Here is a 12,241-nt window from a genome sequence, read left to right as displayed (position 1 = left end):
CCGCCGGACCCACGCGCCTGCCATCGGGCTCTTGACTTGACGAACACCGCCGCTTTCGCGCAGGAACTTGCGTCAGGCCAGGCAGGCGCGCAGCAGCGGCTCGATCGTCCGGCGCAGCTGCGTGGCCTTCGCCTCGTCCCAGGCAAAACTCGCCTCGTCCATGTAGTTGCACTGCGCAAGCTCCAGCTGCACGGCCTCGATCCCGTCGTCCGGACGTCCGTAGTGGCGCGTGATGTAGCCGCCCTTGAACCGGCCGTCGACCACGAAGCTGTACGCTTCCTGCCCTTCGAGCACCGACCGCAGGCGCCGCCGCAGCGCAGGCGAACAGCTGGCGCCGTCAGCCGTGCCCAGGTTCAGGTCGGGCAGGCGCCCGTCGAACAGCATGGGCACCATGCTGCGGATCGAGTGGCCCTCCCACAGCACCACGCGGCCGTGCCGCGCCTTCAATCTCGCAAGTTCCTGCTGCAGCGCCTCGTGATAAGGCCGCCAATAACCGTTCACGCGGCGTTGAACTTCAGCCGCATCCGGCTCGCCGTCCGCCGCCACGTAAAGGGGTTCCCCGTCGAAGCCGATGGTGGATACCAGTCCGGTCTCGCGCCGGCCCGGGTACAGCGCGTGGCCGTCGGCCGGACGGTTGAGGTCGATCACGTAGCGCGAGGCCAGCGGGCGCAGCAGGCTCGCGCCCAGCGCCTGCGCGAGCGGCTCGTAAAGTCGGGCCACGTGCCAGTCGGTATCGGGCGAGCGCCGCGCCGACGGCCGCATGCGCGCGGCGATCTCGTCGGGGATGTGGCTGCCGTCGTGCGGCAGGCTGATCAGCAGGGGCGCGACACCGGCTTCGAGGCGATAGATGTCCATCGGCGCAGTGTAGCGGCTAGTGCATCAGCAGCAGTTCCTCGGACGAGGTCGGATGGATCGCCACGGCGCTGCGCAGCTCGCGCCGCGTGAGCCCCTTGCGCATGGCCACGGCGAAGCCCTGCAGCATTTCGTCCGCGCCGGGGCCCAGCACGTGCAGGCCGAGCACGCGTTCGTCGTCGCCGGCGCAGACCAGTTTCATCACGGTGGGCGTGTCCTGCCCGGCGAGGGCCAGTTGCAGGGGCACGAAGCGCTTGCGGTAGACCCGCACGGCGTCGCCGTGGCGGGCGCGGGCTTGCGCCTCGGCGAGGCCGATCATGCCCAGCGGCGGGTCGGCGAAGACCACGGTGGGGATCGCCCGATAGTCGAACTGCGACTGCGGCTGCCCGCCGAACAAGCGCTCGACCAGGGCGTAGCCCGCGGCCACCGCCACCGGGGTGAGCGCCGGGCAGGCGGTGACGTCGCCGATGGCCATGACGCCCGGCACGCTGGTGTTCTGGTGCGCGTCCACCTCGATGTAGCCCTTGGGATCGCGCGCGACGCCGACCTCCTCCAATCCGAGCGCCTCGCTGTTGGGCGTGCGCCCGACCGCCCACAGCACCGCATCGTAGGGGCCATGCGCCGCGCCATGGGCATCGTCCAGCAACAGCGCGCCCGCCGTGCCGCGCGCGCCGGTCACGTTGCTTTCCGCCGTGATGCGGATGCCCTGCCCGCGCATCTGCGCGGCCAGCGCCTGCACCAGTTCCGCGTCGAAGCCGGCGAGGGGCTGCTTGCGGACGAGCAGTTCCACCTCGCAACCGAGCGCACGCAGCAGGCAGGCGAATTCCACCGCCACGTAACCGGCGCCGACGATGCCGATCGAGCGCGGGGCGGCGCGCAAGGCGAACACGTCGTCCGAGACCATGCCGAGTTCGAAACCCGGCAGCGCCAACCGCCGTGGCCGCGCGCCGGTGGCGATGACGATCTGCGGCGCGCGATAGCGCCTGCCGGCGGCTTCGACGCTGTCGTGCGAGGCCAGGCGGGCCGCCGTGCCGATCCAGCGCACGCCTGCCTCTTCCAGGCGCTGCGCGTAGCGCTGGCGGATGCCCTCGATGTAGCGCTCGCGCAGGCCGCGGAAGCGTTCCCAGTCCAGCCCGCCGGGCGCCGGCCCGAACCCGTAGTCCGTGGCGAGCGACCGGGCCTGCGCCAGTTGCGCGGCGAACCACAGCGCCTTCTTGGGCACGCAGCCCAGGTTGACGCAGGTGCCGCCCGGCGCGCGCGGCTCGAACAGCGCCACCTTCGCGCCATAACGGGCCGCCCGCTGCGCCACCGTCAGGCCGCCGGAACCGGCACCCAGCACGATGAGGTCGAAATCGCCGTCCATATTGCCCAGCATGCCCGCGGCGCCGCCCGGCAGGCGTGAATGGCCCTTGCCCGGATGGCGGCCGAAATCTAGTCTGGCCTGAGGCCGCCCCGGGGGAGTCGTCGCATGAGGTCACGCCGTTTCGTCGCCATGGCCTGCGTCCTGGCTGCCGCATCGCTGCATGCCGCTCCGGCCGGCAAGCTCTCCACCCGGCAGCTGTTCGAGGCCATGCGCGACCCGAACGAGCTGGGGCGCTACTGCTACCTGCTGCAGACCTTGCCCCGGCTTGCGCCGGCCGATGCGATGGTGGCGCGCCAGTACCTGGCCTTCAGCGAGAGCGAGCTGGGGCTCTATGGCGAGGCGGTACGGGATTTCCCGTTGAAGTCGCGGCTGCCGGACGACATCGCGGCGCCCGCGCCGCCCACCTGGGAAGCCGCCGATGCGGTCGAGGCCATTGCCGGCCTCGCCGCGCCGCACCGGGTGGTGATGGTCAATGAGGCGCACCACGACGCGCACACCCGGCTGCTCACGCTCGAACTGCTGCCGCGCCTGCGCGCGCTCGGCTTCACCCACCTGGCGATCGAAGCGCTGATCGAGGACGGCGACAGCCTGCGCAAGCGCGGCTACCCGGTGGCGGCCAGCGGCACCGAATACCTGCGCGAACCGGTGTACGGCCAGATCGTGCGCGAAGCCCTGCGCCTGGGCTACGTGCTGGTCCCCTACGATCCGGCTCAAAGCAGCCCGCAGCAACGCGAGCAATCGCAGGCCCGCACGCTCTACGAAAAGGTGCTGTCCGGCGATCCGCAGGCGAAGCTGTTGGTGCATGCCGGGTACGCCCATATCGACAAGGCGCCCGGACGCCTGGGATCGGTCCAGCCGATGGCCGAACACCTGCACCGGCTCTCCGGCCTGGACATCCTGAGCGTCGACATGACCGACGTACACGAGGACGAGCCCTACAACGAGCTGCAGGCCTCCCGCGCGGTGGTCAGCGCCGTGCGCAACGACGAGGCGTTGCGCGGCAAGCCGGAAACCCTGCTGACCCCGACCAGGGACTCGCGCCGCCCGCTGCGCGACGCCTACAGCCAGATCGTGGCCCAGTTCCACCCACGCGGGCCGATCGTGCTGCGCAATGCGAAGGACGGCGGCTTGTGGAGCGCCCGGCCGCGGCTGTACGACGTCAACGTGATCCTGCCGCCGGCCAGCGACCGGATCAGCTCCTACGCGCGCGACCGGGTGGTATCGGTCAACGTCGGCGGTCAGTCCTTCGTCGCCTTGCCGCCGGCCGCCGACGGCCATCGCCCGGGTTGGCTGGCACTGGACGGGCGGCGCGTGCCCGTGGCGATCGGCCCCGAGATCTGCGACCAGCGATTCCCTTGCCTGGTCGAGGCCCGCCTGGCCGCCGAATCCGACGATGCCGTGGCGGCGGACCGCTACGTCTTCCTGGAGCACGGCCCGGCCAACGTGCTGTGGCTGCAGCCGGGCGCGTACCGCGTGCGCGGCGTCGGCCCCGAGGGGAAGGTGTTGAGCGAGCGGGCCCTGCAGGTGGCCAGCGCGAACTAAGCCATCGTCTCAGCAACTTGACGCAAGCCATTGATTGGCTAAGCTCAAGAAAAACAAAAGCCGAGGTCGCCATGACTGCCGCCGCCCGCCTTTGCGCCAGGACGCCCGTGCGCCTCGTGGCCATCGCGGCAACCCTGCTGCTCGCCGCCTGCGCCAGCCATCCGCGCCGGCCGGAACCCACCTTCCGCGACTCGCATTCCGCGCTGGCGAACCTGCCCGCACGGGCGCCCTCGGCGGCCAGCGCGGCCACCGCCAACGACGTGCTGTTTCGCGCGATCGCGCTGGTCGGCACCCCTTACCACTGGGGCGGCAACACGCCCCAAGGCGGCTTCGACTGCAGCGGCCTGGTCGACTACATCTACCGGCAGGCAGCGGACATCCTGCTGCCGCACGCCTCGCGCGAGATGGCGCGCGTGGACGGCCGCAAGGTCAGGCGCATGGCCGACCTGGCCAGCGGCGACCTGGTGTTCTTCGACATCGGCGGCGACATCAGCCATGTCGGCGTGTACGTGGGCAAGGGGCGCTTCGTGCACGCGCCCAACAGCGGCGGCACGGTGCGCATGGACGACATCGACGGGCCGTACTGGCGCGACCATTTCGCGTTCGGCAAGCGGTTGCTGGATTAGAAAGAAAGGCTGGCCGCCGCGGGGTGGGCTCGGCCTTTTACTCGGAGTAGAGGGCCAAAAGCAGGCCGAGGCCAGAATGACCCCTCATCCCAACCTTCTCCCCGGAGGGGAGAAGGTGCAAAGGAGAACGGCGCCCCGGGGCGCCGTTTTCGTTATCGTCCAAAGTGCGCCTCAGTGCGCTTCCTGGCCCGGCGGATGCGCGTGGCCGTGCTTGATCTCGTCCTCGGTGGCGTCGCGCACTTCCTCGATCGCCACGTCGAAGTGCAGCGTCTTGCCGGCCATCGGATGATTGACGTCTACGTCGACGGTGCTCATGCCGACCTTGTGCACGGTGACCGCGCGGTGGCCGCCTTCCTTGAGCGCCAGCACCGTGGTCATGCCGGGCTTGAGCCTGGCCGCCTGCTGGAAGTACTTCTTCGGCACGCGCTGGATGCGGCCTTCCTCGCGCTCGCCGTAGCCCTCGGCCGGCGCGATGTCCACGGCTAGCGTGTCGCCCGCCTCGTGGCCGTCCAGCGCCTTCTCCAGGCCGCTGATGAGCTGCCCGTGGCCGAGCAGGATCCACAACGGCTCGCCGTTGTCGCGCGAGCTCTCCACCTTCTCGCCGTCCACCGTGAGCGTGTAGTGGAACGCGATGACCTTGTCCTTGCCTGCCTTCATTGCCTGTCTCGCTGGAGTGCAAAGGACGGGATTCTATCAGTCCCGCGCCCGGCCAAAGCCCACGCCGCGCGCTTCGGGCCCGAGCCAGGCCAACAGCGCCAGCAGCACCGCCACCACCGCGATCCAGGTCGACATGGCGAAGGCGTAGTCGCCGCCGTGCGCCCTGGCGATCCACGCCTGCGCGGTGGCCGTGACGGCGGCCAGCAGGTTGCCGGCCTGGTAGGCGAAGCCCGGCAGCGTGCCGCGCACGTGGTCGGGCGAAAGCTCGTTGAGGTGCGTTGGCACCACGCCCCAGGCGCCCTGCACCATCACCTGGATCAGGAATGCGCCAGCGCCGTAGAGCGCCAGCGTGCCGCCGTACATCCACAACGGGATGACCGGTATCGACAGCAGGGCGGCGATCACGATCGCCCGCCGCCGGCCGATGCGCTCGGACAGCGCGCCAAAGAACAGCCCGCCGACCAGCGCGCCCAGGTTCAACAGCGCCACCAGCACGAAGGCTGCGCCCGACCCCGTCGGCAGGTGCAAGTCCACCTCCTCGAAGGTGTGATAGAGGTCCTGCGAGCCATGACTGAACATGTTGAACGCGGTCATCAGCAGCATCAGGTAAAGCGCCAGCTTCCAGTGCCTGCGCATGGCCTCGCGCACGCCGCGCCGTGGCGTATGCCGCTGCTGCTGCCATACCGGCGACTCGGGCACCTTGCGGCGGATGTACAGCACCAGCAAGGCCGGCGCCGCGCCCACCACGAACAAGCCGCGCCAGCCAACGTGGTCGATCAGCAGCCAGTTGGCCAGCGCGCCGAGGAAGAAGCCGCAGGGGTAGCCGCTCTGCAGCAGGCCCGAAACGATGCCGCGCGCCTTCGGCGGAATCGATTCCATGGCGAGCGAGGCGCCGATGCCCCATTCGCCGCCCATCGCGATGCCGAACAGGAAACGCAGCACCAGCAACATGGCGAGCGAGGTGGAAAAAGCGGTCGCCAGTTCGAACAACGAGAACAGCACCACGTCCAGCATCAGGATCGGCCGGCGCCCGTAGCGATCGGCCAGCCGTCCGAAGATCAGCGCGCCCAGCGGCCGCGCCGCAAGCGTGAGCAGCAGCGCGAGCGTCACCTGGGCCTTGTCGACGCCGAACTCGCGCGCCACGCCGACGATCACGAAGGTCAACAGGAAATAGTCGAAGGCGTCCAGCGTCCAGCCCAGGAAGCTGGCCAGCACCGTGTGGCGCTGGTCGCGGTCCAGCTCGCGCAACGTGGACAGGACACTCATGCAGCGGCTCCCCCGCATCGACCAGCGATCAGGCTAGCACGCGGTCCCGTGCGAGCAGCCGCCCGGTGGTGCGACAGGATGGCCGCCCGCCGGAAGACCGTCCTCGCCCCCGGGGCCGCACCAAAGGGGCCGGCACCGGGCGGGCTTTTTCACAGTCGCGCGTGCCGGGCCGCTTCCCGGTCGGGCGCATGCATCCCTTGCACATCCATACGCTGGCGGCCACCTATACTGGCCTCCCGTCCTCGGAGCACGCGCATGCTGCCATCGTTCCTTCGACGTATGGCGCGCACTACGGCGCCTGCCGCCACCAGGCCAAGGCCCTCGCCTTGACGGTGCGGCCACGCTATCGCCTGGGGCGGTCGATGCGGGCCACGCTGACCGCCCGCTTCCCTCATTTCAACCAGCGCCAGTACGTGCGCGGCAAGCTGGCCGGCGATCCGGTCTACGCGGCGGTCGCGCAGCTGCTGCAGGAATCCTCGCCCTTTCCGCTGCTGGACGTGGGCTGCGGCATGGGGCTGCTGGGCCACTACCTGCACGGTTGCGGCGTGCTGCGCGGCTACGTCGGCATCGACCACGACGAACGCAAGATCGCTGCCGGCCGGCACGCCGCCGCCTCGATCGAGGACGCGCTGGACCTGCGCTGCGCGGACGTCGCCGACCTGCCGGACTTCCGCGGCCACGTCTGCCTGCTGGACGTGCTGCACTACCTGCCGGCCGCCCGCCAACCCGCGCTGCTCACCCAGCTCGCCGGCCACGTCGCGCCCGGCGCGCAACTGATGATCCGCAACGTGCTGCGCGAGAAGCACTGGCGCTTCCACGCCACCGTGCTGGAAGAGCACGTGCTGCATGCCACCGGCTGGATGCGCGTGAGAGCCGACCACTATCCGACCGCGCTGGAGATCACCGGGCCGCTCGAGCGGGCCGGCCTCACCACCACGCTCGCGCCGTTGTGGGGACGCACGCCGTTCAACAGCTATCTGATCGTCGCGCAACGGCCTCGCTGAGCGGTCACCACTCACGCCGCCGCGCAAGCCTCCACGGGCGCGCCCGTGAGCGGACCGTAAGCGTGCTATGCTGCGCGCACGGCTTCGTAGCCGTTGCGGCACCCGCCGCCCCTTCCCCATCTATCGCAACGCGGTTCTGACAGACGCTCCGGGTTGCACAGGAGTGTTCTCATGTCTTTCGAATCGCTGGGCCTTGCGCCCGCGTTGCTGCGCGCGCTCGCCGAGCAGGGCTACACGCAGCCCACCCCGATCCAGGCCGGCGCCATCCCGCTGGTGCTGGAAGGCCACGACCTGCTGGCCGCCGCGCAGACCGGCACCGGCAAGACCGCCGCCTTCGCACTGCCGCTGCTGCAGCACCTTTCCACCGCCGGCGCCACGCAGACCCGCCGCCCGCGTGCGCTGGTGCTGACACCGACGCGCGAGCTGGCCGCCCAGGTGCACGACAACCTGCGCGACTACGGCAAGCACCTGCGCGTCTCCAGCACCACCATCTTCGGCGGCGTCGGCATGGGTCCGCAGATGCAGGCGCTGCGCCGCGGCGTGGACGTGGTGATCGCCACGCCCGGCCGGCTGATCGATCACATGCAGCAACGTTCGGTCGATTTGTCCGGCGTCGAGGTGCTGGTGCTGGACGAGGCCGACCGCATGCTCGACATGGGCTTCCTGCCGGCGATCAAGCGCATCCTCACCGCGCTGCCCAGGCAGCGCCAGACGCTGTTGTTCTCGGCGACCTTCGCCGAGCCGATCAAGGCGCTGGCGATGCAGTTCATGCGCTCGCCGCGCGAGGTCTCGGTGACGCCGCCCAACACCGTCGCGCCGCTGGTCTCCCACCATGTGCATCCGGTCGACGCCGCGCGCAAGCGCGACCTGCTGCTGCACGTGCTCTCGCAGGACAGCCGTCGCCAGAGCCTGGTGTTCAGCCGCACCAAGCACGGCGCCGACAAGCTGGTGAAGTTCCTGGAAGCGTCCGGCATGCGCGCCGCGGCGATCCATGGCAACAAGAGCCAGAACGCGCGCACCAAGGCGCTGGGCGACTTCAAGAGCGGCCGCATCACCGTGCTGGTGGCCACCGACATCGCCGCCCGCGGCATCGACATCGACCAGTTGCCGATGGTGATCAATCACGACCTGCCGATGGTCGCCGAGGATTACGTGCACCGCATCGGCCGCACCGGCCGCGCCGGCTCCGAGGGGATGGCCGTGTCGCTGGTCAGCCATGACGAATCGGGCCTGCTGCGCGACATCCGCAAGCTGCTCAAGCAGGAGATCGCGATCAGCGACGTGCCCGGCTTCGAGCCTTCCGCGCCGCTGCGCCTGGATGCCGGCGCGCCACGCCCGGTGCAGGGCCAGCGCCAGCAACGTCCGTCCCGCCCGCAGGTGCATCGCCAGCAGCATGGCGCCCCGTCGCACGCCGGCGAGCGCCCAGCCGAAGGCAATCGCAAGCGCCAGCGCCGCGGGCGTCCGGCGGCCAAGGCCTGAGCCATGCACGGGCCGGCGCTCGCGCCGGTCCGTGCGCCTCATTCGTCGCGCAGCTTCGCCGTGAGCACGTGGTCCTCCCACACGCCGGCGATCTTCAGGTATTTCGGCGCGTAGCCCTCGCGCCGGAAACCCAGGCGCGCCAGCAGCCTGGCACTGTGCGCGTTGCGCGGCATGTAGTTCGCCATCACCCGGTGCAGGCCCATCGCGCCGAACGCCCAGGCCAGGCCTGCGCCCAGCGCCTCGGACATCAGGCCCTTGCCCTGTTCCCGGGCATCGATGCCATAGCCCAGGTGGCAGGCCTGAAAGGCGCCACGCACCACGTTGGCGAAGTTGAAGCATCCCAGCAGACGGCTCTCGTCAGGCGCCAGCACGGCAAACGGGTAGCCCCGGTCCGTCCGCGCCAGCCCGCGCGCCTCCTCGATGCGGGCGCGGCACGACTCCAGGGTGAAGTACGCCTCCTCGCGCGTTGGTTCCCATGGCGCCAGGTGCGCCCGGTTCGCGCAGCGGTAGTCGAGCAGCCGCGCCGCGTCGTCCGCCTCGAACGGGCGGATGAGCGTGCGCGCCGTACGCAGGCGCGGTGCGCTCATGCCAGCCCCAGCGCCCGCGCGTGGTGGCGGAGGTGGTCGTCGATGAAGCTGGCGATGAACCAGTAGCTGTGGTCGTAGCCGGCATGCCGGCGCAGCAGCAGTGGCTGTCCGGCCTCGGCGCACGCTTCCTCGAACAGCTCCGGCCGCAGTTGCGCGCGGAGAAAGCGGTCCGCCTCGCCCTGGTCGATCAGGATCGTGCCGGGGAAGGCCTGCCGCCCCACCAGCGCACAGGCGTCGTAGCCGGCCCATGCGTCCCGGTCCTCGCCCAGGTAGCGCGCGAACGCCTTCTCGCCCCACGGCACCCGCGACGGCGCCACGATGGGAGCGAACGCGGATACCGAGCGGTAGCGCCGTGGGTAGGCCAGCGCCAGGGTGAGCGCGCCGTGGCCACCCATCGAATGGCCGCACACGCCCGCGCGTTCCACATCCACCGGGAAATGCGCCGCCAGCAGCGCGGGCCATTCCTCGGCCACGTAGCTGCGCATTCGAAAGCGCGACGACCACGGCGCCCGCGTGGCATCGAGGTAGAAGCCCGCGCCTTCGCCGAACTCCCAGTCGCCGGTGGCGCCCTCCAGGCCGGTATCGCGCGGACTGGTGTCCGGCATCGCCAGCGCGAGTCCCAGTTCGGCGGCCAGCCGCTGCGCGCCCGCCTTGATCGTCGCGGTTTCTTCCGTGCAGGTCAGCCCTGCCAGGAAATAGAGCAATGGGCATCGCTGTCTCGTCGCCTGCGGCGGCAGGTAGAGCGCGAAGCGCATCGGCCCGCCGCAGGCGGACGAGTCATGCCGGTAGAACCCTTGCACGCCGCCGTGGCAGCGTTGCTCGGAGATCGTCTCGAGGGTCGCCATGCACGGCTCCTTTCCCGCAAACCCGCGATCATAACCACGGGCCGCCCACGCACCGTGTACTTCACACCGACGGCCCACCGGCCAGCCTGTTAGAATATCGCGCCCGCGCGGCGCCGTCCTTGCTCGCCGCTGCCCATATCCGAGGTTCCCATGTCATCCCCTGTCCCAGGTCCCACGCCGGCCGAGCACGACCCGGCGCCGGCCGGCTTTGCCGCGCTCGCGCTGCGTCCCGAAGTCCAGCAGGCGCTCGCCGACGTCGGCTACGAGTCGCCCTCGCCGATCCAGGCCGCGACCATCCCGTCGCTGCTGGAAGGCCGCGACGTGCTCGGCCAGGCGCAGACCGGCACCGGCAAGACCGCCGCGTTCGCGCTGCCGATCCTCTCGCGCATCGAGGCCAAGCCCGGCAAGCCGCAGGCGCTGGTGCTGGCGCCCACGCGCGAACTGGCCATCCAGGTGGCCGAAGCGTTCCAGCGCTACGCCGCGCACATCCCCGGTTTCCAGGTGCTGCCGATCTACGGCGGGCAAAGCTACGGCCCGCAGCTGCACGCGCTGCGCCGCGGTGTGCACGTGGTGGTGGGCACGCCCGGCCGCGTGATCGACCATATGGACAAGAACACTCTCGATCTGTCCGAGCTCAAGTACCTGGTGCTCGACGAAGCCGACGAGATGCTGCGCATGGGCTTCATCGACGACGTCGAGAAGGTGCTCGAAGCCACGCCGCCGCAGCGCCAGGTCGCGCTGTTCTCGGCCACCATGCCGGCGCCGATCCGCAAGATCGCCCAGGCGCACCTGAAGGATCCGGTCGAAGTCACGATCAAGGCCAAGACCACCACCGCCGCCAACATCCGCCAGCGCTACTGGTTCGTCAGCGGCATGCACAAGCTCGATGCGCTGACCCGCATCCTGGAGGCCGAGCCGTTCGACGCGATGATCATCTTCGCGCGCACCAAGCAGGCCACCGAGGAACTGGCCGAGAAGCTCACCGCGCGCGGCCTGGCCGCCGCGGCGATCAACGGCGACATCGCCCAGCCACAACGCGAGCGGGTGATCCAGCAGCTCAAGGACGGCAAGCTCGACATCCTGGTGGCCACCGACGTGGCCGCGCGCGGCCTGGACGTCGAGCGCATCAGCCACGTGTTCAACTACGACATCCCCTACGACACCGAAAGCTACGTGCACCGCATCGGCCGCACCGGCCGCGCGGGGCGCAGCGGCGAGGCGATCCTTTTTGTCACGCCGAGGGAAAAGGGCATGCTGCGCACGATCGAGCGCGCCACGCGCCAGCCGATCGAGGAGATGAAGCTGCCCACCGTCGAGGCGGTCAACGACGTGCGCATCGCGCGCTTCAAGCAGCGCATCACCGACACGCTGGCGCAGGACGACCTGGCGGACTTCCAGCGCCTGATCGAGCAGTACGAGCAGGAACAGAACGTGCCCGCGCTGGAGATCGCCGCGGCGCTGGCGCGCCTGGTCCAGGGCGATCGCCCGCTGTTGCTGACCCCGCCGCCGAAGCGCGAGTACGCGCCGCGCGAGCATGCATCGCGCGAGCCGCGCGGACACGACGGCGAGCGCCACGAGCGCAAGCCGCGCGAGCCGCGCGAGCCGCGTGAATCGCGTGAATCGCGCGAGCCGCGCAGTTTCGAGCACCGCCCGCCGCGCCCGCACAACGCGCCGGAACCGGGCAAGCGCACCTACCGCATCGAGGTCGGCCACGAACACGGCGTCAAGCCGGGCAACATCGTCGGCGCGATCGCCAACGAGGCCGGCCTGGAGAGCCAGTTCATCGGCCGCGTCAGCATCCGCGGCGACTACAGCCTGATCGACCTGCCCGAAGGCATGCCCAAGGAGGTGTTCGAGCACCTCAAGAAGGTGTGGGTCAGCCAGCAGCAGCTGCACATCAGCGAGTGGGACGGCAGCGAGGAGCCGGCGGGCTCGGCGCCGCCGCGGCGGCCGCGGCCGGGCGGGTTCAAGCCAAGGCCGGGTAGCAAACCGCCGCGGCGGAAGTAATAGGACGGATCGC

At 70.3% G+C, this 12,241-nt stretch carries 11 protein-coding genes; 5 read left to right on the top strand and 6 right to left on the bottom strand.

Annotated elements, in window-relative coordinates; translation table 11 throughout:
- Window positions 1–72 precede the first annotated feature (72 nt).
- Entirely contained in the window at window positions 73–855 is a 783-nt protein-coding gene (hutG, locus tag VGU03_RS08360; RefSeq protein ID WP_327479927.1) for an N-formylglutamate deformylase, read from the bottom strand.
- 16 nt (window positions 856–871) lie between these two features.
- Window positions 872–2,227, bottom strand: coding sequence for a glutathione-disulfide reductase (gorA, locus tag VGU03_RS08355; RefSeq protein ID WP_327479926.1), 1,356 nt, complete (start codon window positions 2,225–2,227; stop codon window positions 872–874).
- A 93-nt stretch (window positions 2,228–2,320) separates the two neighbouring features.
- On the opposite strand from gorA, the gene VGU03_RS08350 reads away from it, so the two are divergent.
- Window positions 2,321–3,757, top strand: coding sequence for a hypothetical protein (locus tag VGU03_RS08350; RefSeq protein ID WP_327479925.1), 1,437 nt, complete (start codon window positions 2,321–2,323; stop codon window positions 3,755–3,757).
- Between the two features lie 71 nt (window positions 3,758–3,828).
- A complete protein-coding gene (locus tag VGU03_RS08345) occupies window positions 3,829–4,383 on the top strand; it encodes a C40 family peptidase (RefSeq protein ID WP_327479924.1) in 555 nt (184 codons plus the stop codon).
- 171 nt (window positions 4,384–4,554) lie between these two features.
- Here the strand turns inward: VGU03_RS08345 and VGU03_RS08340 are convergent, their stop codons facing one another.
- Both VGU03_RS08340 and VGU03_RS08335 read right to left on the bottom strand, forming a co-directional pair.
- Complete coding sequence (locus VGU03_RS08340) at window positions 4,555–5,040, bottom strand: peptidylprolyl isomerase (RefSeq protein ID WP_327479923.1); 486 nt, start codon at window positions 5,038–5,040, stop codon at window positions 4,555–4,557.
- 36 nt (window positions 5,041–5,076) lie between these two features.
- Window positions 5,077–6,306 (bottom strand): MFS transporter, encoded by a 1,230-nt coding sequence (locus VGU03_RS08335; RefSeq protein ID WP_327479922.1) that lies wholly within the window; start codon window positions 6,304–6,306, stop codon window positions 5,077–5,079.
- A gap of 188 nt (window positions 6,307–6,494) precedes the next feature.
- On the opposite strand from VGU03_RS08335, the gene VGU03_RS08330 reads away from it, so the two are divergent.
- Window positions 6,495–7,310 carry a class I SAM-dependent methyltransferase gene (locus VGU03_RS08330; RefSeq protein ID WP_327479921.1) on the top strand — a complete coding sequence of 272 codons (816 nt, stop codon included), beginning with the start codon at window positions 6,495–6,497 and terminating at the stop codon, window positions 7,308–7,310.
- A 171-nt stretch (window positions 7,311–7,481) separates the two neighbouring features.
- The gene (locus tag VGU03_RS08325) at window positions 7,482–8,789 is read left to right on the top strand and encodes a DEAD/DEAH box helicase (RefSeq protein WP_327479920.1); all 1,308 of its coding nucleotides are present in this window, start codon (window positions 7,482–7,484) and stop codon (window positions 8,787–8,789) included.
- Window positions 8,790–8,827: 38 nt separating this feature from the next.
- Here the strand turns inward: VGU03_RS08325 and VGU03_RS08320 are convergent, their stop codons facing one another.
- The gene (locus tag VGU03_RS08320) at window positions 8,828–9,376 is read right to left on the bottom strand and encodes a GNAT family N-acetyltransferase (protein WP_327479919.1); all 549 of its coding nucleotides are present in this window, start codon (window positions 9,374–9,376) and stop codon (window positions 8,828–8,830) included.
- Window positions 9,373–10,221 carry an S-formylglutathione hydrolase gene (gene fghA, locus VGU03_RS08315; protein WP_327479918.1) on the bottom strand — a complete coding sequence of 283 codons (849 nt, stop codon included), beginning with the start codon at window positions 10,219–10,221 and terminating at the stop codon, window positions 9,373–9,375. Before fghA ends, VGU03_RS08320 begins: the two co-directional genes overlap by 4 nt.
- A gap of 150 nt (window positions 10,222–10,371) precedes the next feature.
- On the opposite strand from fghA, the gene VGU03_RS08310 reads away from it, so the two are divergent.
- Entirely contained in the window at window positions 10,372–12,228 is a 1,857-nt protein-coding gene (locus tag VGU03_RS08310) for a DEAD/DEAH box helicase (RefSeq protein ID WP_327479917.1), read from the top strand.
- Window positions 12,229–12,241: the final 13 nt, after the last annotated feature.

The organism is Frateuria sp. (genome assembly GCF_035944355.1).
Classification (GTDB): domain Bacteria; phylum Pseudomonadota; class Gammaproteobacteria; order Xanthomonadales; family Rhodanobacteraceae; genus Frateuria_A.
This window is presented reverse-complemented; position numbering and strand designations above follow the sequence as displayed.

Bases quoted from the DNA above. Each gene is read 5' to 3' on its own strand.
- hutG (WP_327479927.1), bottom strand. From the start codon at position 855: ATGGACATCTATCGCCTCGAAGCCGGTGTCGCGCCCCTGCTGATCAGC.
- gorA (WP_327479926.1), bottom strand. From the start codon at position 2,227: ATGCTGGGCAATATGGACGGCGATTTCGACCTCATCGTGCTGGGTGCC.
- VGU03_RS08350 (WP_327479925.1), top strand. From the start codon at position 2,321: ATGAGGTCACGCCGTTTCGTCGCCATGGCCTGCGTCCTGGCTGCCGCA.
- VGU03_RS08345 (WP_327479924.1), top strand. From the start codon at position 3,829: ATGACTGCCGCCGCCCGCCTTTGCGCCAGGACGCCCGTGCGCCTCGTG.
- VGU03_RS08340 (WP_327479923.1), bottom strand. From the start codon at position 5,040: ATGAAGGCAGGCAAGGACAAGGTCATCGCGTTCCACTACACGCTCACG.
- VGU03_RS08335 (WP_327479922.1), bottom strand. From the start codon at position 6,306: ATGAGTGTCCTGTCCACGTTGCGCGAGCTGGACCGCGACCAGCGCCAC.
- VGU03_RS08330 (WP_327479921.1), top strand. From the start codon at position 6,495: ATGCATCCCTTGCACATCCATACGCTGGCGGCCACCTATACTGGCCTC.
- VGU03_RS08325 (WP_327479920.1), top strand. From the start codon at position 7,482: ATGTCTTTCGAATCGCTGGGCCTTGCGCCCGCGTTGCTGCGCGCGCTC.
- VGU03_RS08320 (WP_327479919.1), bottom strand. From the start codon at position 9,376: ATGAGCGCACCGCGCCTGCGTACGGCGCGCACGCTCATCCGCCCGTTC.
- fghA (WP_327479918.1), bottom strand. From the start codon at position 10,221: ATGGCGACCCTCGAGACGATCTCCGAGCAACGCTGCCACGGCGGCGTG.
- VGU03_RS08310 (WP_327479917.1), top strand. From the start codon at position 10,372: ATGTCATCCCCTGTCCCAGGTCCCACGCCGGCCGAGCACGACCCGGCG.